15 protein-coding genes, 1 tRNA gene and 1 other RNA gene are annotated in these 19,294 nt (G+C 43.1%); 9 read left to right on the top strand and 8 right to left on the bottom strand.

Annotation, left to right across the window (positions count from 1 at the left end; all coding sequences use genetic code 11):
* Window positions 1-18: 18 nt before the first annotated feature.
* The 3 genes from LU293_RS03550 to LU293_RS03540 all read left to right on the top strand — a co-directional run bounded on the left by LU293_RS03550 (window position 19) and on the right by LU293_RS03540 (window position 1,728).
* Window positions 19-945: a DNA/RNA non-specific endonuclease gene (locus LU293_RS03550; RefSeq protein WP_242748838.1), complete on the top strand. Its 927-nt coding sequence runs from the start codon at window positions 19-21 to the stop codon at window positions 943-945.
* 32 nt (window positions 946-977) lie between these two features.
* Complete coding sequence (locus LU293_RS03545; RefSeq protein WP_242748836.1) at window positions 978-1,220, top strand: hypothetical protein; 243 nt, start codon at window positions 978-980, stop codon at window positions 1,218-1,220.
* A 103-nt stretch (window positions 1,221-1,323) separates the two neighbouring features.
* Window positions 1,324-1,728: a DUF2147 domain-containing protein gene (locus tag LU293_RS03540; RefSeq protein ID WP_242748834.1), complete on the top strand. Its 405-nt coding sequence runs from the start codon at window positions 1,324-1,326 to the stop codon at window positions 1,726-1,728.
* Window positions 1,729-1,774: 46 nt separating this feature from the next.
* Here LU293_RS03540 and glnK read toward each other — a convergent pair whose 3' ends face one another.
* The gene (glnK, locus tag LU293_RS03535; protein ID WP_242748831.1) at window positions 1,775-2,113 is read right to left on the bottom strand and encodes a P-II family nitrogen regulator; all 339 of its coding nucleotides are present in this window, start codon (window positions 2,111-2,113) and stop codon (window positions 1,775-1,777) included.
* 137 nt (window positions 2,114-2,250) lie between these two features.
* Between glnK and murD the strand changes: the two genes are divergently transcribed.
* Complete coding sequence (gene murD / locus LU293_RS03530; RefSeq protein WP_242748828.1) at window positions 2,251-3,657, top strand: UDP-N-acetylmuramoyl-L-alanine--D-glutamate ligase; 1,407 nt, start codon at window positions 2,251-2,253, stop codon at window positions 3,655-3,657.
* A gap of 71 nt (window positions 3,658-3,728) precedes the next feature.
* Here murD and trxB read toward each other — a convergent pair whose 3' ends face one another.
* Window positions 3,729-4,670 carry a thioredoxin-disulfide reductase gene (trxB, locus tag LU293_RS03525; protein ID WP_242748826.1) on the bottom strand — a complete coding sequence of 314 codons (942 nt, stop codon included), beginning with the start codon at window positions 4,668-4,670 and terminating at the stop codon, window positions 3,729-3,731.
* A 183-nt stretch (window positions 4,671-4,853) separates the two neighbouring features.
* Between trxB and LU293_RS09940 the strand changes: the two genes are divergently transcribed.
* From LU293_RS09940 to topA, 3 genes are all read left to right on the top strand, one after another.
* Window positions 4,854-7,673 carry a DNA translocase FtsK gene (locus LU293_RS09940; protein ID WP_242748824.1) on the top strand — a complete coding sequence of 940 codons (2,820 nt, stop codon included), beginning with the start codon at window positions 4,854-4,856 and terminating at the stop codon, window positions 7,671-7,673.
* A 7-nt stretch (window positions 7,674-7,680) separates the two neighbouring features.
* Window positions 7,681-8,211, top strand: a complete 531-nt coding sequence (locus tag LU293_RS03515) for a hypothetical protein (protein WP_242748821.1) — start codon at window positions 7,681-7,683, stop codon at window positions 8,209-8,211.
* Window positions 8,212-8,387: 176 nt separating this feature from the next.
* Window positions 8,388-11,066: a type I DNA topoisomerase gene (gene topA, locus LU293_RS03510; RefSeq protein WP_242748818.1), complete on the top strand. Its 2,679-nt coding sequence runs from the start codon at window positions 8,388-8,390 to the stop codon at window positions 11,064-11,066.
* Window positions 11,067-11,392: 326 nt separating this feature from the next.
* Here topA and LU293_RS03505 read toward each other — a convergent pair whose 3' ends face one another.
* The 5 genes from LU293_RS03505 to LU293_RS03485 all read right to left on the bottom strand — a co-directional run bounded on the left by LU293_RS03505 (window position 11,393) and on the right by LU293_RS03485 (window position 16,274).
* On the bottom strand, window positions 11,393-11,554 hold the full coding sequence (locus LU293_RS03505; RefSeq protein WP_242748816.1) for an Arm DNA-binding domain-containing protein: 162 nt from the start codon (window positions 11,552-11,554) through the stop codon (window positions 11,393-11,395).
* Between the two features lie 190 nt (window positions 11,555-11,744).
* Window positions 11,745-12,104: a transfer-messenger RNA gene (gene ssrA / locus LU293_RS03500) on the bottom strand.
* A 49-nt stretch (window positions 12,105-12,153) separates the two neighbouring features.
* Window positions 12,154-14,958, bottom strand: coding sequence for a [protein-PII] uridylyltransferase (glnD, locus tag LU293_RS03495; RefSeq protein WP_242748814.1), 2,805 nt, complete (start codon window positions 14,956-14,958; stop codon window positions 12,154-12,156).
* An 83-nt stretch (window positions 14,959-15,041) separates the two neighbouring features.
* Window positions 15,042-15,833, bottom strand: a complete 792-nt coding sequence (gene map, locus LU293_RS03490; RefSeq protein WP_242748810.1) for a type I methionyl aminopeptidase — start codon at window positions 15,831-15,833, stop codon at window positions 15,042-15,044.
* A gap of 90 nt (window positions 15,834-15,923) precedes the next feature.
* Entirely contained in the window at window positions 15,924-16,274 is a 351-nt protein-coding gene (locus tag LU293_RS03485; RefSeq protein WP_242748808.1) for a protein tyrosine phosphatase family protein, read from the bottom strand.
* 301 nt (window positions 16,275-16,575) lie between these two features.
* On the opposite strand from LU293_RS03485, the gene LU293_RS03480 reads away from it, so the two are divergent.
* Both LU293_RS03480 and LU293_RS03475 read left to right on the top strand, forming a co-directional pair.
* Complete coding sequence (locus LU293_RS03480; protein WP_242749649.1) at window positions 16,576-18,642, top strand: NADPH-dependent 2,4-dienoyl-CoA reductase; 2,067 nt, start codon at window positions 16,576-16,578, stop codon at window positions 18,640-18,642.
* Between the two features lie 89 nt (window positions 18,643-18,731).
* Window positions 18,732-18,807: transfer RNA gene (locus LU293_RS03475), tRNA-Gly, on the top strand.
* Window positions 18,808-19,059: 252 nt separating this feature from the next.
* Here the strand turns inward: LU293_RS03475 and LU293_RS03470 are convergent.
* Window positions 19,060-19,236 (bottom strand): helix-turn-helix domain-containing protein, encoded by a 177-nt coding sequence (locus LU293_RS03470; protein WP_375540357.1) that lies wholly within the window; start codon window positions 19,234-19,236, stop codon window positions 19,060-19,062.
* Window positions 19,237-19,294: the final 58 nt, after the last annotated feature.

Genomic DNA, 19,294 nt, shown 5'->3' with positions numbered 1-19,294 from the left:
CTTGATATAATGGCAAGTATGAATAATATGATTTTTAAAGTTGTGATTGGTATTTTGGTTGTGTTGTTGTCGTGCTTGTCTGCTCACGCTAGGCAAGCTTATGCGATTGCTCAGGATTTTTTGGCGTGTCGCCAAAATTTCTATCAAGACACAGCACCCACGTTCACCAAAGCAAAGCATGAACAGCTTTCCAAAAAAACCCAAGGCTTGTGCTTTCATGGCTTTGCGGTATTGCACTCAGGCGTATCACGCACGCCTTTTTGGTCGGCAGAGCATCTAACAAGACAGCGAATTAAGCAAGCAACCAAGCTTGTGCGTGAAGATAGCTTTCGTGCAGAGAGTCGCTTACCTCATGGCGATAGGGCAGAATTAAAGGATTATACACGCTCAGGTTATGACCGTGGACACCTTGCCCCAAATGGCGATATGGCGAATAAATCTCAGCAGTTTGATAGCTTTAGCTTGGCAAACATCGCCCCCCAAAACGGCACGCATAACCGCACATTATGGCGACAGCTAGAGAGCAATACTCGCCATCTTACCAACCAATATGGCGAGTTATATGTAGTGACAGGCGTGGCATTTTTGGGTAAGAAGGTGAATCGCATTGGCGATCGAGTATTAGTTCCAAGCCACTTTTATAAGGCAATTTATATCCCAAGTGAACAGGCGGCAGGCGTGTATTTTTCCCAAAATAGCGAAAACGCAAGCTACGAAATCATCAGCCTAAAAGAGCTTGCCAATAGAACTGGGGTAAACGCCATGCCTGCTTTATCCACGAGTATTAAAAGCACAGCCTATGCTTTGCCACGTCTGCCAGAAGAAGAAACCCAGCAAGATGAACCTATTATCTCAAGCGTGGAAGACTTAACCAAAGCGAGCAGCTGGCAATTACTGCTGCTTGAGATTTTTAAGGCATTGCTTCATCATCTGCAGTCAAATTAACAGCATAAGCGTTATAATAAAAAGGAAGTGTAATGGATATTTTTCAAAACGATGCCCAAGTTTTATCAATTGGCAATCTGACCATCGAGAATGGGACAACTAGCATTATCATCTCAGGCGATGTTGAGATTAATCAGACTGACACAGGCAGACAGCAGGCAAAAGCCTTACAAGAATTTGCAAATGCTTTGATAGCGTGGTTTGATGAGCAAGGCACACAAGAGATACAGCCAGTGACAAACCCCCTAAGCGAAGTGGATAATCCTTTTGCCTAAGGGTTTTTTTAGGATAGTGTGACTATCATATATATTGCTTTTTTTAGATAAGCTCGTTATAATGAATTGGCAGGATTTTTTGCCAAAATTCATATAGGAGTTTATGATGAAAATAACATCAAAAATCATCGCCGTAACGGCAGGCTTAGCACTTTCTGCTGCGGCATCTGCAGGGATTGAAGGTAAATGGCAGACTTTCGATGATAAAGACGGTCAGCCAAAAGCGGTAGTACAAATCACCGAAAGCAATGGCGTTTACACAGGTAAGATTGTCTGTGGCAACACCCCAAAAGCTAAGCAGTTCGTGAATGAAGTCGTTATCCGTGGTTTAAAAGCCAAAAGCGGCAATAAATATGGCGACGGTAAAATTTATGACCCTAATAGCAAAAAAGAATACGATCTTGCTGTAACCGATAAAGGCAATCAGCTTCATTTACGTGGATATATGGGCGTTAAGTTCGTAGGGCGTTCTCAGACGTGGAAAAAAGACACTGGACTGTGTAAGTAGTCTAAGTTAATAAAAAAAACGCATGGTTTCATGCGTTTTTTTTGTTTTATAGAGCCGCTTGGTCTATTTCGCCAGTGCGAATGCGGATAACACTGTCTAAAGATGTTATAAAAATCTTACCATCGCCAATCTTGCCAGTATTGGCTGTATCAATGATGGCGTTGATGATTTGTTCGACCATATCATCAGTACAGGCAATCTCGATTTTAATTTTTGGTAAAAAATCTACGACATACTCAGCCCCACGGTACATCTCAGTATGACCCTTTTGGCGTCCAAACCCCTTAACTTCAGTAATGGTAATGCCATTTACGCCAAGATCTGACAGGGCTTCACGAATATCATCTAGCTTAAATGGCTTGACGATGGCAGTAACGAGTTTCATGACTTATCCTAAGTTAATTTGTTATTGATGGCTTATTATATAGTCAATTTATCAAAAAATCCAATGCGTAAATAATCGCACAGCATGATTAAAAACTGCTACAATAATTACCTAATTTTTTGATTTTTTGGGGTAGTATGAGAGCTGTGCAACGTTATGCCGTGATTGGCTTGGGTGGGTCTGGTTTATCAGCGATCAATTTTTTGGTTGAGCAGGGTTTTGATGTTGTTGTGACAGATGAGAGCAGCACGCCAAACTTAGCTTGTAAGCTTCCAAAAGGCGTGCAGACTGCCTTTGGTGGTATTGACAAGCAAGCATTAATGTCTGCTGATCGCATCGTTATTAGCCCAGGGGTGAATCCAAGCCACCATGCTATTCAATCGGCAAAAAAAGCAGGGATTGAAGTTATTAGCGATGTGGCGTTATTTATTGAAACATTAAAGCAAACAGATGCATCACAAGGCAAGCATACACCAGTGGTTGCCATTACAGGCTCAAATGCCAAATCAACCGTAACCACGTTGGTGGCAGAGATGGCAAAGACCGCAGGTAAAGTGGTTGGTGTGGGCGGTAATATCGGCACGCCCGCCTTAGAGCTACTAAAAATAGATAACCTAGAGCTGGCTGTATTAGAGTTATCTAGCTTTCAGCTTGAACACCTTTTGGATTTAGGTGCAAGTGTTGCCACCATTTTAAATTTATCTGCCGATCATCTGGATCGTCATGGTGATATGGCAGGTTATTTGGCAGAAAAATTACACGTCTTTGAGCAAGCAAAAGCTGCCGTTATCTGTGTGGATGATGTAAGCTTAGCGATGGCTTGTCGTGATGAGCTGGACAAGCAGGACACTCAAGCACGCATTATTACGACAAGTGGGGTTATCCATGACAGCCAAACGACACCAAAGACGGATTTTTATTTGGCAAGGCAGCAGGGCGTTATCTATCTGTGTCATGATAATAATAGGCTAATTAGTGCAGATGAACTGCAAATTAAAGGCAGTCATAACTTACTAAATGTATTAAGTGCATTTGCACTATCTTTGGCGGTGGATATACCAATAGCTGCTATGGTTGATACGGTGCGAGATTTTAAAGGCTTGCCCCATCGATGCGAGTATGTCTGTAAGATTGGCAATAAGGCGTATTTTAATGATTCTAAGGGGACAAATATTGGTTCTACCATAGCCGCCATTATCGGACTAGGGGAAGTTTATGGTGAGCGGTCTTTGGCTTTGATTTTAGGGGGATTGGCAAAGGGACAAGACTTTAGTGAGATTGCACCGTTTGTAGAGCAGTTTGTGCATTCGGTTTATTTAATCGGTCAAGACGCCCCATCTATCCGAGCAGGACTATTATCTGTGCCAAGCCTGCAAGATCGCTTGGTAGATGCCAAGACACTACAAACAGCAGTTCAGATGGCAAGCCAAAGCGATGCAACAGCAGTACTGTTATCACCTGCGTGTGCAAGCTTTGATCAGTTTAGCGGCTATGCTCAGCGTGGTGAGTGTTTTGTAAAATTAGTTCAAGATTTATCCTGCTAAAGCGATATGCCAAAAAACAAAACCGTCTTTTAGGCGGTTTTGTTTTTATGATGAGATGGTGCTTAGGACAACTAAAGGTTATCCAAGTACTTTTCTGCATCAAGTGCCGCCATACAGCCTGTGCCAGCGGATGTAATCGCTTGGCGATAAATGTGGTCAGCAACATCACCGCAGGCAAATACCCCATCAATGCTTGTCGCTGTAGCATTGCCTTGTAGTCCGCTTTTTACGGTGATATAGCCATCTGTCATATCCAGCTGTCCTTCAAAGATGGCAGTATTTGGTTTATGTCCGATGGCAACAAACATACCCATAGCATTTAGCGTCTTACTTGAACCATCTTTATGGTCAATCACCACACCAGTAACGCCCATATCATCGCCCACTACTTCACGCACGGTGCTGTTCCATTCGATGCGAATGTTGCCATTTTTTACTTTTTCAAAGAGCTGATCTTGCATGATTTTTTCAGCTTTTAGGCTGTCACGTCTGTGAATAAGTGTAACACTTTTGGCGATATTAGCCAGATACAAGGCTTCTTCTACTGCCGTATTACCGCCACCAATCACGACAACGTCTTGGTTTTTATAAAAAAAGCCGTCGCAAGTGGCACACGCTGACACGCCACGCCCCATAAAGGCAGTTTCGCTTTCTAGTCCTAGGTATTGGGCGGTCGCTCCTGTGGCGATGATTAACGCATCGCAGGTGTACTCGCCATTATCACCAATCAGCTTAAATGGGCGAGTGGTCAGCTCGGTGCTATGAATATGGTCATAGACAAGCTTGGTGCCAAACCGTTCGGCATGTTCTTTCATATGATTCATAAGTTCATTGCCTGTTAGCCCTTCGTGTCCACCTGTCCAGTTATCAATCTCAGTGGTGGTGGTCAGCTGCCCGCCCACTTGTAAGCCTGTAATGATGATGGGATTTAGATTGGCACGAGCGGCATAAACAGCTGCCGAATAGCCTGCAGGACCTGAGCCTAAGATGATTAGGCGGTGATGATTTGACATAAGTATTCCTTATTATGGATAAAAGTGGGCTAAGTATAGGTGACAGAGCATTAAAAATGCAAGCGTTGTAATGAAAATGATGTGTTTTGTAAAAATTTTTAAACAACGCTAAAATTTTTTTAGCACAGATGTCAGCAATCTTATATAATGTAAGGTTCGTTTGGCAACCCATCAAAGCATATCATGAAACACACCATCAATAAAATTCTCCAACATGAACACGCTGTACAGCTTTTAGGTAAGCTGCCATCGATTACGCAGTTTATTTTTAGTGCATTTGGCTTACTGCTATTTGGATTTTTATTTATTTCGCTGTTATCTTATAGCCCTGTTGATCCTGCTTGGTCTCATGTCAGTACAGATCAGGCGGTGGTGAATGTCGGCGGCGTTCTTGGGGCGTGGGTTGCTGATATTTTGCGAGTGTTTTTTGGGTTAGGTTCGTGGTGTTTTGTGCTATTTTTGGCATATGAACTGGTGCGACTTTGGTGGACTGGCACGTCAGTTTTTTGGGGTCTAAGACTGCTTGCCTATGCGTTCTTATTATGCTTTATAAGTGCATTATTAGCACAGATGGGCGTAACTGCAGACTTATGGTCTGGTATCTTGCTTGGTGGGCTTGTGGGTTTTGAAATCCAAAGCGGTCTAGCCAGTGTATTTGGTGCGTTTGGCACAGCAGTCTTTTTGGTGGTGATGACGCTATTTGTGGCAACATTAACGTTTGAGATTCGTTGGCTTACGATATATGAGCGATTGCTTAACTGGCGAAGAAAATCAAAAAGTGATGATCAGGCATTTGATGAAGTGGTGCTAGAAGATGTTCAAGATACCCAAGATGAGCAAGATAAGACGCTTAGCGAAGAAAGTGCGACATCTAACTACCGCCCGCATAATCACGCAGGCACGCTTGAGAGTTTTTTGGTAAATTCAGGGTTGCGTGAAGATTTAATCGCAAAAAAACACAGTGCCACCAATGAGCCTAACGTTACAGCTAAGCCTAAAGTTGCCGAAGTGAATAACTCACCTAAAGATGAGGCTTGGGAAGAAGATATGCCAGTATCTGCGCCGCATTATGATGATGTGGCAACATCATTACAAGCACAGTTGCAAGCAGATGATGAACGATTTGCAAAAATTGCCCAAGCGGCATTGTCAAAATTATCAGACGATGGCGAAGAGGTGGATAAGGCGGTGTTTGATGGTATGGATTTTGATCAGCTAAGTACCTATCAAGACGACACGGCTAAATCATTATCTAGTACAGATGAGCCTACCGATACTGTATCTGAAGATAAAACACATCAAGATGATGATGTGAAAGAGAAATTTTTTGGCGGTTTTGATGATATTGGGTCATTTCAAGGCGATACAGAAAATCAAAACAGTAATCAAGATGGTAACCAAAACGAAGATGAAACGCAACTTGTGCAGCATTTGGCTATGCCTATTGAGCCAAAAGCACAGACAAACGAAGATTTATTTGCCCCTGTGGAGGCTAAGTCTCGGGCGATGAGTACGCTTGAATATCGCATGAGCCTACCCCCAGTGCCAACGCTAGATATTCTAGATAAGCCTGATTTAAATAAAGAGCCAAGCTATAATGATCAGCAATTACAAGAGCTTGCAAGCTTGCTTGAGATTAAACTAAAAGAGTTTAATATTAATGCCACAGTCGTTGCAGCAACGGTGGGTCCTGTTGTAACACGCTTTGAGGTGGATTTAGCTCCAGGTGTGCGGGTGGCACGGGTAAATAACGTCGCCCAAGATTTGGCTCGCAGTTTATCAATGGAGAAGCTGCGTGTGGTTGATGTAATTGCAGGCAAGCCTTATATCGGCATTGAAGTGCCAAATAAAAAAAGAGAGCTTGTGCGTTTTATTGAGCTTTTGGATAATGCTGATTTTAAAAATGGCAAAAGAGAGATTGCAATTGCAATTGGTAAGAACATTCATGGTGAGCCTGTCATTTCTGATCTTACCAAAGCACCGCATATGCTTGTTGCAGGACAAACACGTTCAGGTAAGTCGGTCTTTGTAAATAGTATGCTACTTTCTATGTTGCTTAAATACACATCAGATGAGCTAAAGCTGATGCTGATTGATCCTAAGCTTTTAGAGCTTGCAAATTATAGCGATATTCCGCATTTGCTTACCCCTGTTATCACTGACATGACCGAAGCGACAGCAGCATTAAATTGGTGTGTTAATGAGATGGAACTTCGCTATCAGTTGATGGGTAAGCTGCGTGTGCGTCAGATTTCAGAATTTAATAAGGCGATTAAAGCAGCAGAACAAAGTGGTGAGCCTATCTTAGATCCGTTATGGCGTAAAGAAGACAGCGTCAGCGTTCAATCTGCACCCAAGCTTAAGCCCTTACCGTATATCGTCATTGTGATGGATGAGTTTGCAGATATGATTATGCAGCTTGGTAAGACAGCTGAAGAGCCGATTGTCCGCCTTGCCCAAAAGGCTCGTGCAGCAGGTATTCATCTGATTTTAGCCACCCAAAAACCCATCGCAACTGTCGTTACAGGCTTAATTAAGGCAAACTTGCCGTGCCGTGTGGCTTTAAGCGTGTATTCTAAGATGGATAGCCGTGTGATTTTAGATGAGTCAGGTGCAGAAGACTTATTAGGTAATGGTGATATGCTATTTGTCGCCCCAAATGAGAACACGCCTGAACGTATCCAAGGTGCATTCGTTAGCGATGATGAGGTAAACCGTGTGTGTGATGCATGGCGTGAGCGTGGACGACCTGAGTATATTGACCTGTCAAGTAGCTATACTTTTGAAGGTGAAGGAAGCGGTGATAGCAACACAGCAGGCGATGATGAGTTATTTGATCAAGCGTTGGAGTTTATCTTGGAGACTCGTAAGATTTCAATTTCGGCAATTCAACGTAAATTTTCCATCGGTTATAACCGTTCGGCTCGTATCGTTGATATGATGGAAGAAAAAGGTCTGGTGAGTGCTGCTGATAGTAGTGGCAGACGTCAGTTGCTGATGTAGGTGTGGCATGGATAATCAGACCATCGCCATTATCATCGTGCTGATTGTAGCAGGCTTTATTTTAGGTAGTATCTTTGGTGCTAAGCCACGGGCATACGAGGTGCGAGTGGCAGACCTTCGCCTAATTGCTCGTAAAATGCAACTAAATCCACGCCTTGTACCTGCTGCTGACTGGCTACAGCCTGTGCGTACAGGTATGATTGCTCAGTATAGCGTGGTTAATGACTCTTGGCGATTGCCCTTGCGACGATTTTTGTGTGTGAATGGTCAGTGGCAAGCACTAATGGGCGACGACATGGCTACAGATGACATCATGCCAATACTTAAAGAGTTAAGCTTAAGTGAGATTGGTAAGCTGTCTTTTGGACTACAAGCTAAGTCAAACGGCATCGTTTTTTATTGGCACGATAGTTTATACCAAGGTTTAAAACCCACTGGGCACCTTAACGCTGTGCTAGCAGAGCAAGATTTAATGCAACTAAAATCTTTGCTTGAGCGTATTGCCCAGCAAATGATTAAATATCCTAAAACGCCCTAAAACACGTATTTTTAGCCAAAAAACAGCATAATTTTGATAAAGTGATTGATAAAATCACTGTTATGCATTATAAAGTGGAACAATATTTATAAAGCGATTGACTTTTATCAAAAACTGGTAAGGTGAAGACCTACGACATGGACGGACCGGTTTTATGATCAACTTAAGGTAACATCATGGCACTCCCAAAAAAACCCAGTTCACGTACCAAAAACACCGTCAGTAAGGGTAAAAAAACAACGACAAGTAAATCTGTTGCAGTAAAGTCATCGGCATCAGCCAAGGGCAAGGCATTAGTGATTGTCGAATCACCTGCTAAGGCTAAGACGATCAACAAATATTTAGGGTCAGATTATGTTGTCCGCTCAAGCGTAGGTCATGTGCGTGATTTGCCTGTATCAGGCACAGGTAAGTCAGTAAAACCTGACGAAACAGGGCTTAGCCGTGAGCAAAAAGCCCAAAACGCACTCGTGAGACGTATGGGCGTAGATCCTGAACACGACTGGATCGCCCACTATGAAATCTTACCTGCTAAAACCAAAGTTATCAAAGAGCTAAAAACACTTGCCAAAGATGCAAGCCACATTTATCTTGCGACCGACTTGGATAGAGAAGGTGAAGCGATCGCATGGCATCTAAAAGAAACCATTGGCGGTGATGATGGCAAATACAGCCGAGTGGTGTTTAATGAGATTACCAAAAACGCCATTCAAGATGCTTTTAATCAGCCAAGCACACTTAATTATGACCGTGTCAATGCCCAGCAAGCCCGCCGTTTTTTAGATCGTGTGGTTGGCTTTATGGTATCCCCCCTTTTATGGGCGAAAGTCGCTCGTGGCTTATCGGCAGGGCGTGTGCAGTCGGTGGCGACGCGTCTTGTGGTGGAACGTGAACGTGAAATTCGTGCTTTCACTCCAACTGAGTATTGGCAAATTCATGCAGACACGCACCCAAAAAACTCAAAACAAGCCATCAATTTAGAAGCACTTAAGTATCAAGGTCAAGCATTACAGCTTGTTAATGAAACTCAAACGCAAAAGATTGTCGATATTTTGCAAAGTGCTGATTTTATCGTATCAAATACCGAAGCCAAACCCACTCAGTCTAAGCCATCTGCTCCTTTTATCACATCTACCTTGCAGCAGTCGGCAAGCACACGGCTTGGCTTTAATGTCAAAAAAACCATGATGCTTGCCCAGCGTCTGTATGAGGCAGGGCATATTACTTATATGCGTACTGATAGCACTTTTTTATCAAAAGATGCCATTAATGGCGTGCGAGATTATATTGACAGTCAATTTGGGCAGCAATATTTGCCAAAATCGCCCAATGCCTATGGCAATAAACAAAATGCCCAAGAGGCTCACGAAGCCATTCGACCTTCTCATGTTACAGTGCTTTCAAGCCAATTAAGGGATATGGATAGAGATGCTCAGCGTCTGTATGAGCTGATTTGGCGACAATTCGTGGCGTGTCAAATGCTCCCTGCCAAGTATCAGTCCTTAACTTTAACGGTGATGGCAGCTGACGTGGAGCTTCGTGCCAAGGGGCGGGTCATGACTTTTGATGGTTATACTAAAGTACAGCCCCCCGCTAAGTCAGATGATGTATTACTGCCTGATGTTAAGATTGGCGATGCACTCGTGGTGGATAATATTATTCCAAGTCAGCATTTTACAAAGCCGCCTGCCCGCTACACTGAAGCCAGCCTTGTTAAGGAGCTTGAAAAACGTGGCATTGGCAGACCGTCCACTTATGCCAGTATCATCTCGACCATCCAAGAGCGTGGCTATGTCAAGCTTGAAAATAAACGCCTATTTGCCGAAAAAATGGGCGAAATTGTAACCGATCGCTTGGTAGGTAGTTTTCCTGATTTGATGAATTACACCTTTACTGCTCATTTAGAAGACAAATTAGATGACGTGGCACAAGGCATACGCCCTTATAAAGGCGTGCTTGATGAGTTTTATGGTGACTTTAAAACTAAGCTTGACATTGCCAAAACCAAAGATGGTATGAAGCCTAACGACCCTACCGACGTGCCTGATGTGCATTGCGATTTATGCTCTCGTCCTATGCAAATTCGTACAGGGGGAACGGGCGTATTTTTAGGCTGTACAGGCTATAACCTACCGCCTAAAGAACGCTGTAAAGGCACAAAAAATCTCATGCCTGTAGAAGCCTTCGCCAATCAAACTGCCGATGATGAAACAGACGAAGTTAACGCCTTGCTTGAGAAAAAACGCTGCCCTAAGTGCAACACTGCTATGGATGGTTACATCGTGGATGGTGGATTAAAATTGCACGTTTGTGGCAATAACCCTGACTGTGATGGCTATGTGTTAGAAAAAGGCGTGTTTGAGATTAAAGACGGTAATGCGGATGCACCAAGCATAGACTGCAACAAATGCGATGGGCAAATGGTGTTAAAAACAGGGCGGTTTGGAGCATATTTTGCCTGCCAAAAATGCGATAATACCAGAAAAGTACTAAAAAATGGCGAACCTGCTCCGCCACGCATGACCCCTATTAACATGCCAAACTTACGCTCACAAAAATTTGACGATCATTATATCTTGCGTGAAGGGGCAGCAGGACTGTTTTTGGCGGCAAGCAAATTCCCCAAAGTGCGTGAAACTCGCCCACCAAAGCTTAGCGAGCTTAGAGCCATTAAAGATGAGCTTGAGCCAAAATTTCACTATCTGTTTGACGCACCAGACACGGATGATGATGGCAATCCTACCATTTTACGGTGGTCTCGCAAAAATGCTGAGCAGTATATCGGCTCAGAAAAAGACGGTAAGGCAACTAAGTTTGCACTCGTGTGGAGAAAAGGAAAGTGGGTAAGTGAGTAATGATTGACTTGTTTTGTCATGAAATTTGTGCCTTATGATATTGTCAACCAAGTGCAGATGGGTATGAATACAAATTGCAAATCTATTTTGGTTGTGTTGGGCAGCATTGGTAGGGTGTAACAGCATAGAATTTGCGTACAAATCCTAATCAAGTCATTTGTGTTTTATTTGTCAAGCAGGATGGATAGCCGTATTTGGCGGGGGATAGCAGCCCATAGGGCAGTAATCAAGCCAATATCAGTGTAAGGCGGGGCTATTTGTGGCATTTGTATGGTCACAAAGGGTGGCACAAAGAGCGTGCTGGTTTGCCCGTGTATGACGATAAATTAACTTTGGATAATAGCGAACACGCTTGTAAGGGTGGTGTATTCTAATACCCATGATTTGCGACCGCTTGGCATAACTTCAATAGACAAGCCTTCACCTGCTGATAGCGAATAGCGTTTTTCGGTGGGTTTTAGCCCTTTAATTTTGTTGTCGGTAAGCATTCTGTGTGTGTATCTCGTGTGTGGCTGTGTGTGAATCTGTGTGTAAAATGGTTTGGTGTTCGTTTATATATTATGATACAACACGACTTCACAAGATACAATAAGACAATAAAAAAGCCTTGATTTACAAGGCTTTTTGATAGTTTATGATACTTAAAAATACTCAATGATTTTTAGCGATTTAGGTATGTGGTGGAGATGGCGGGAGTTGAACCCGCGTCCGCCAGCACTACGTCTATGACTCTACATGTTTAGATTCTGTCTATGGCTTTAATCCGCACCGAACCGACAGTCAGGATGGATTGGACGATTTGCTAAAAGTTTCGCTTAACTCATCGCAACGCTAAATTAAGCTATCCTTTGTGCGTTCGCATCTAGGTGAGCAACCAGACCAAAGGCAATCTGTGCCGACCCAAACAGCCCTTAGGCTGCTAGTGCGTAAGTTTCGTCGTTTGCGACTATTTTAAATTGTATTTTTATTTACGAGTGGCATACTCACTCGACATGCATCATTAGGTTTCGCTACCAGCGTCGAAGCCAAAACATCCCCATAGATTTTTGATTATACCAAAAAATAAGCTTGGGTGCAAACCCTAAAGTTATGGCAAAGCAGTCAGTAGGTTAGATTTTAATGTGGTGAGTATTTTTTCATCTAAAGCTTGTCCATTTTCACCACTAATAAAAAACATATCTTCAGCCCGTTCGCCTAAGGTAGTAATCCTAGCACCGTGCACTTCGATATCAAGCTTGCTAAAGACACTGCCAACTTTAGCAAGTAGGGCGGGACGATCCTTAGTGATAAGTGTCATAGCGTGTTGGTTAGGGCGTGCAATGGATTTGGATTTCTCAAAATTCACTTGGGTGGGTACGCTAAAATGCTTTAATTTACCATCAGTGATAAAATCCCATGTCGGCACAGGGCAGTTCGTTTGCTCAAAAGCGGATACAAGTTTTTGTTGTAATTGGTTTTGGCGGTTAAAATCGCTTAAAATGTCATTTTTGTCGTGCTGTGCTGCAAATCGGTCAAGTAGGACATAGACGTCAAGTGCGGCAGGCACACCATCAATATGAACGGTTAAGATGGTTGCATCAAGTACAGACAGTCCCATTTTATCAAGTACGCAGACAGTCTTAGCAAATAAGTCATTTTGGTTTTGGGTGCAGATGAATAATGAAACAGCCCCTAATGCTAAGTCAGAGTGATGTTGGAGTGTGATGATGGGTGTTTTTTTTAAAAACTGAGTTTTATGAGCTAAAATCACTTCAGATTGCCAAGCAATGTCGGCGTGTTTTTGCTTTAAAAAGAAATCTTCACCAAACCCACGCCATAAATTATCTAAAGCTGTATCATTGATTGAGCCTAATAAGGCTTTGGCTTTTTGTTTGCGATTATCAATCACCACGTCCTTATCAGCAGCATACGCCCCAAGACTAAGTACTCGGCGAGTGCTAAGATACAGCTGTTTTAATAAAGATGCTCGCCACGTATTCCATAGCTGTGAGTTGGTGGCATTCATATCGGCGACCGTCAGAACATACAGATGATTTAGTCGGGTAATACTGCCTACAAAATCAGCAAAATCAGCAATGACTTGCGGGTCTGAGATGTCTTTTTTTTGGGCGGCAAGCGACATGGTGAGATGCTCACGCACAAGCCACGCCACAAGCTGTGAATCAACGTCGGTCATGCCATGTTTTTTACAAAATTCATAAGAAAGCCCTTCTCCTAGCTGGCTGTGATCGCCACCACGTCCTTTGGCGATGTCATGAAAAAGTGCTGCGATAACTAGGATATCTTTGCGGTTAATGTTACGGTAAATCTCACTGACTAAACCAAATTTTTGTTGGTAAGTCTCATTGTGCTTATCGCCAAATCGATGTAGCACCCGTAGCAGTAATAAGGTGTGAGCATCTACCGTGTAGCGATGAAATAAGTCGTACTGCATAAGCCCTGTAATTTTACCAAAATCTGGTAAATATCTTGACAATACGCCATAGCGAGCCATCGTGCGTAAGCGATGAAACAGCAAATTAGTTTCTTGTAAATTTGCCAAAAATAATGCTTGATGAGTGGGGTTGTTGCGATAAGATTCGTTAATTATATCGCTTGCGGTGTATAGTGATTTTAGGGTGCTGGCGTGGATATGTTTGATGTTTTCACGCCCCATGACTAAGAAAATGCGTAGCAATGCATCAGGTTTTTTGGTGAATAAATTGGCATTAGTTGCACAAATTTGCCATTCAAAAGCAGCATTATTAGGCTTATTATCTGATCTACTATCTGAGATGATGACGCTAGTAGTAGCGTGATTTTGGGATGTTAATTCACGAACCTGATAAAAATCATCATCAAGCTTACGACGCTCGTAAGTTGGGTTTAGGTATTTTTCATTAAAATAAGCACACAATAGCTTAGACAGTGCAGCAAGCTTCATGGCGTGGCGATAGTACTGACGCATCATCGCTTCTAAGGCTTGGGTGATTTTGGTGTGTTCGTCATGTAAAGTGGCAAAGCCCATACGAATGGCAAGCGATTTTTGATGATCAAACAGCAGACGATCTTCTGGTCTGCCAGTCAAAGTGTGCAGATGATGACGCATACACCATAAGAATGCTTGAGCGTCTTGTAGGCTGGTGACGGTTTCTGCGTCTAAAAATCCTACTTTTGCCAAGTCTGACCATGTCTGTACGTCATTAAATACGAACTTGCCAAGCCACATGATAATATGCAGATCTCGTAACGCACCAGGGGAGAGCTTTAGGTTTGGTTCAAGATTGTACTCAGTGGCGTTTTGTGATAGGTAGCGAGTTTTGGCCTCATTGATTTTAACATTAAAAAAATCTTTAGCGTGCCATGCTGCTGTGACGAGTTGGTTAGGTAGATCGATAAAGTCTTTATTACCTGTAAGAAATCGAGCTTCTAAAAGGGCGGTGGCGATGGTCTGATCATGGATAGCTTGGTTGGTCTGGGCGGGCGTTCGCACCGAGATGGCAGGCGTGATGCCAATGTCCCATAGGCTTGCGACAAAGGATTCGATGATTTCTTGGCTGTCGTCAACGCCTTCACCAAACAATAAAATGTCCACATCTGACTGCGGTAAAAGCTCGCCACGACCATAGCCTCCGACTGCAAACATCGCAAGGCAGTTTGGCAGACTGTGAGTATTAAACAGTGTGATTAAAGCATGATCAACGCATGCGGTGCGTAGCTGCACAAGTTGCTTGATTTGGTCTACTCCATGCCATCCAAGCTGCACCATGCGTTCATCAATGGCTTTATCAACTAAATTTAGCCATGATTTGATTTTAGCATTGACATTAGCAATGCCTTGATGCTCTGATAATGGCGGTATCGTTAATGATAGATTTTCACTGAGTCTTGTTATAAAATCATGGTGGTACATGGCAATCTCTATGCGATAAACTAAGATGATAATAAGTAATAAAAAACGGCCGATTGAGCCGTTTAGTGTCTTTCATAGTCGCTTTAGCTAATGATAAAGCTAAGATCTTCATCATCTCTGGCTGTGGTAACGATACAGCCGTTATCTGTCACAATTAATGTATGCTCCCACTGAGCAGACAGTTTACGGTCTTTGGTGATGGCAGTCCAGCCGTCTTGCATCACTTTGGTTTGCCATACGCCTTGGTTAATCATTGGCTCAATGGTGATTGCCATGCCTGACTTAAGCTGTACGCCTGTGCCTTTTTTGCCGTAGTGTAGCACTTGTGGTTCGCAGTGAAACTCTTTGCCCAGTCCATGTCCGCAGAACTCACGCACGATACTAAAGCGTTCAGGCTCGACGACTGATTGAATGGCAGCTCCGATATCCCCAAGATAAGCACCGTCTTTGACGACGCTCATGCCCGCATAAAGTGCTTTTTGGGCGACGTCGCAAATACGCTGTGCCATAATTGACCCTTCGCCGATGACCCACATTTTTGATGTGTCGCCATAGTAGCCATCTTTAATGACGGTAACATCGATATTGATGATGTCGCCATCTTTTAAAATGCGATCGTGATCAGGAATACCGTGGCAGACGACGTGGTTAATGCTAGTGCAGATAGATTTTGGAAATCCGTGATAGCCAAGACACGCAGGAATGGCATGTTGGGTGTTTACAATGTAATCATGAGCGAGGTCATCTAGCTTGCCTGTGCTAACGCCTGCCTTGACATGATTGTCCAGCATTTTTAGCACGTCTGCAGCCAAGCGTCCTGCAGTTTGCATTTTTTGGATTTCATCAGCGGTTAGAATGGGGATATTTTTATTCATCATAGGCTCTTTATTTGGTTTTAATTGATGCTATTTTAGCATTTTTTGGGTAATTTTACTTAATAAATATAAAGCCTACTACCAAAAATATCAGTCTTCATCAAGCAAATCACGCTCACGGGCAGCCGCTAAGATGGTACTGCTACGATTACCTGTGCGACAAAAAATGTGCAACGGGCGTTCGGTTGAATTAAAAAAGTCAGCAAAATCTTCAACGTGGTTCATGTCTAGCATGCCACCAGAAAAGGCAATTTGCTTATAGGCGATGCCATGAGCATGGGCGGCAGCTTCAATCTGGCTTGACGTTGGTTGGTCAGCAGCTTCACCATCAGGGCGGTTATTGATCAGGGTTTTTACGCCCATTTTAGCCAATTTTTCAACATCTTCTGGGGTAATCTGCCCTGAGATGGTGATGCGAAATTCTGGAGCGACGTCGGTCATGGTTTTTCCTTATTAAGTAATGTAAAACTTCGTCTAGCTTACTTGGTTTTTGGTATTTTGGCAAATAAAAAGTTTGTTGCGTTGTTTATTCACTATATAATGGATAAATATAAAGCTGATCAAAATTACCACAAATCTTGTGATACAATTTAAGCCATTATAAGCATAAATCATTCGTGCAGCATGCATAAGGATAATTATGAAATCGCTTGTTAATCATTTACACACCGCCAAAAATAAACTCGTTAATAAACTGCCAAACTTAACCGCAAAGTCTAGGTCTGATAATGACAAGATAGATGTGCAGACGCCTTATCCGCATTTGTTTGAGCCGCTTGATTTAGGATTTACCACCCTAAAAAATCGCATTATCATGGGGTCTATGCACACAGGTCTTGAAGACAGGTTTTATCATTATGGGAAGCTTGCTGCTTATTTTGAGAAGCGAGCAAGTGGCGGTGTGGGAATGATTATTACAGGCGGTATTTCTCCAAATAAGACAGGCTGGCTGGCCCCGCTTAGCGGTACGCTAAATACCTTTGGCGATACGTTGCATCATGCTCGCATCACTCGAGCGGTACATCGACATGACACGAAGATTTTATTGCAAATTCTCCACGCAGGGCGATATGGTTTTCACCCCTTTGTGATGGCACCTAGTGCGATAAAATCACCCATTTCGCCATTTAAGCCACGCCAGATGAGTGCAAAGAACATTGATGAAACCATTAACGACTTTATCCAAACTGCCACGCTTGCCAAAAAAGCAGGCTATGACGGCGTGGAGATCATGGGTTCAGAAGGCTATCTGCTCAATCAATTTTTATCAAATCGCACCAATAAACGCACTGACGATTATGGCGGCAGTCTAAAGAACCGAGCCAGGCTTGCCTTAGATATCGTGCGTGGCATTAAACTGGCGTTAGGGACAAATTTTATCATCAGCTTTCGGCTGTCAATGGCGGATTTGGTAGCGGACGGAGCGACCATGGATGATGTAAAGACGCTAGCAAGATGGCTTGAACAGGCGGGCGTTACGATGATTAACACAGGGATTGGCTGGCATGAATCTTATGTGCCAACGATAGTCACTTCAGTGCCAAGAGCGTGTTTTATTCCATTTACCGAAGCAGTAAAATCAGCAGTTAATATTCCTGTTATCGCTGCCAACCGTATTAATATGCCAGACACGGCGGAGACAATTTTGGCACAGGGTCGAGCAGATCTTATACAAATGGCGCGCCCTTTTTTGGCGGACAGTCAGTGGGCAAAAAAGGCAAAACAAGGCAATGCTAAGCTTATCAACACCTGTATCGGCTGTAACCAAGCGTGTCTTGATCATGTATTTGAGAATAAGCGTGTGTCTTGCTTGGTCAATCCGATGGCGTGCCACGAGACGCAATATCAGCTAAAGCCAGCTAAGCGTGCCAAGAAAGTTGCCGTGGTGGGTGCTGGCGTTGCAGGCTTGTCGGCAGCAATCACCTTGGCTAAGCGTGGGCATGATGTGGTGGTTTTTGAGCAAGAAGCGGTGATTGGCGGACAGTTTAATTATGCCAAAGTCATTCCCGGTAAAGAAGAGTTCTTTGAGACGATTCGTTATTTTCGTGAAGAGCTGATAAGGCTTAAGGTTGATGTTCGGGTTAATATAACGGTGGACAGAAAGCTTTTAGAAACTGGTGATTTTGATGATGTCGTTGTAGCAACTGGAGTTATCCCACGCACGGTTCAGGTGGCAGGTATAAGCCTGCCACAGGTGATGAGCTATGCTGAGCTGCTGTCTGGACAAAAGATAGCAGGCGAGCGAGTGGCAGTGCTTGGAGCAGGCGGTATCGGTTTTGATGTGGCACAATTTTTGGTGTATGGCAACGTTATACCTATTGATGTTCACGAGGCGACATTTACCCCAAAAGCCCAGACTCGGCAGGAGTTTTGTCGGCAGTGGGGCGTGGACTTACAAGGTGATTATCAGACTAAAGGTGCGTTAACCACGCCAAATCCGCCCAAGTCAAATCGCCAAGTTTATCTATTACAACGCAGTAAAAGCCGTCTGGGCAAAAGCCTTAATAAGACCACAGGCTGGGTGCATAAAGCTGTTATACGGCAGGCGAATGTCGTGCAAATGAAGGGCGTATGCTATGATAAAATCACCGAAGAGGGGATATGGGTCATAACAGAGGGTCAAAGTCAGCTTTTGCGTGTGGATAGTATCGTGATTTGTGCAGGTCAAGAGTCGGTAAATAAGCTTATGCCTGAGCTTGGATCTACACCAAAGGCACAGTATCATATCATCGGCGGCGCTAAAAATGCCGAACGGCTAGATGCTAAGCGTGCGATTAAAGAAGGTTTTGAGGTGGGGCTAATTATATAATCGGGATAATTATCAAATTTTCTTAAAAAAACTATTGACACACCCTAAAAAGTGGGTATAATACGCACCCATACAGCAAATGCTGATAAGCGGGAATAGCTCAGTTGGTAGAGCACAACCTTGCCAAGGTTGGGGTCGCGAGTTCGAATCTCGTTTCCCGCTCCAAATATTTAAAAAGCCACTTTTAATGAAAGTGGCTTTTTTGTTGTGTGTAACATTAGTAACTTAGAGTGCATAAAATACTTATCAAGCAATACACATAGCCTTTTTAAGGCACACAGGTTTAAACATAAAAATCTTTGTACCTTTTTTTTGTGCCTAAAACGTGCCTAAGATGAATTTTAGCGAGTTTTAAGAATGGCTAAAATGACCACGACTTTAATTTAGGCACATTGCTATTAAAAGTTAAATTTTACCTTATTTATCTAGTAATTCATTTGGTGCATATTTAAAAATATTCCCCACCTGTATCTCTAAAAATTCACAAAGCTTACCCAAGGTCTCTAAATCAATTCTTGATGACTCGTCATTATAAAGCTTATGAAAAGTCGTCTTGCTCATACCCGTCGCTCTTACCACATCGGCAACTCTGATTTTTTTTCTGCCAAAATGACAGCAAATCTATTTAAAAATTATAAAAATTACCTTTTTG

The sequence above is a fragment of the Moraxella nasovis genome (assembly GCF_022701215.1).
Taxonomy (GTDB): domain Bacteria; phylum Pseudomonadota; class Gammaproteobacteria; order Pseudomonadales; family Moraxellaceae; genus Moraxella; species Moraxella nasovis.
The sequence above is the reverse complement of the archived record's forward strand: the minus strand, read 5'-3'. Positions and strand labels throughout refer to the sequence as shown.

What these genes read in the sequence shown, in the direction of transcription:
- LU293_RS03550 (WP_242748838.1), top strand. Translation starts at nt 19, where the DNA reads ATGAATAATATGATTTTTAAAGTTGTGATTGGTATTTTGGTTGTGTTG.
- LU293_RS03545 (WP_242748836.1), top strand. Translation starts at nt 978, where the DNA reads ATGGATATTTTTCAAAACGATGCCCAAGTTTTATCAATTGGCAATCTG.
- LU293_RS03540 (WP_242748834.1), top strand. Translation starts at nt 1,324, where the DNA reads ATGATGAAAATAACATCAAAAATCATCGCCGTAACGGCAGGCTTAGCA.
- glnK (WP_242748831.1), bottom strand. Translation starts at nt 2,113, where the DNA reads ATGAAACTCGTTACTGCCATCGTCAAGCCATTTAAGCTAGATGATATT.
- murD (WP_242748828.1), top strand. Translation starts at nt 2,251, where the DNA reads ATGAGAGCTGTGCAACGTTATGCCGTGATTGGCTTGGGTGGGTCTGGT.
- trxB (WP_242748826.1), bottom strand. Translation starts at nt 4,670, where the DNA reads ATGTCAAATCATCACCGCCTAATCATCTTAGGCTCAGGTCCTGCAGGC.
- LU293_RS09940 (WP_242748824.1), top strand. Translation starts at nt 4,854, where the DNA reads ATGAAACACACCATCAATAAAATTCTCCAACATGAACACGCTGTACAG.
- LU293_RS03515 (WP_242748821.1), top strand. Translation starts at nt 7,681, where the DNA reads ATGGATAATCAGACCATCGCCATTATCATCGTGCTGATTGTAGCAGGC.
- topA (WP_242748818.1), top strand. Translation starts at nt 8,388, where the DNA reads ATGGCACTCCCAAAAAAACCCAGTTCACGTACCAAAAACACCGTCAGT.
- LU293_RS03505 (WP_242748816.1), bottom strand. Translation starts at nt 11,554, where the DNA reads ATGCTTACCGACAACAAAATTAAAGGGCTAAAACCCACCGAAAAACGC.
- glnD (WP_242748814.1), bottom strand. Translation starts at nt 14,958, where the DNA reads ATGTACCACCATGATTTTATAACAAGACTCAGTGAAAATCTATCATTA.
- map (WP_242748810.1), bottom strand. Translation starts at nt 15,833, where the DNA reads ATGAATAAAAATATCCCCATTCTAACCGCTGATGAAATCCAAAAAATG.
- LU293_RS03485 (WP_242748808.1), bottom strand. Translation starts at nt 16,274, where the DNA reads ATGACCGACGTCGCTCCAGAATTTCGCATCACCATCTCAGGGCAGATT.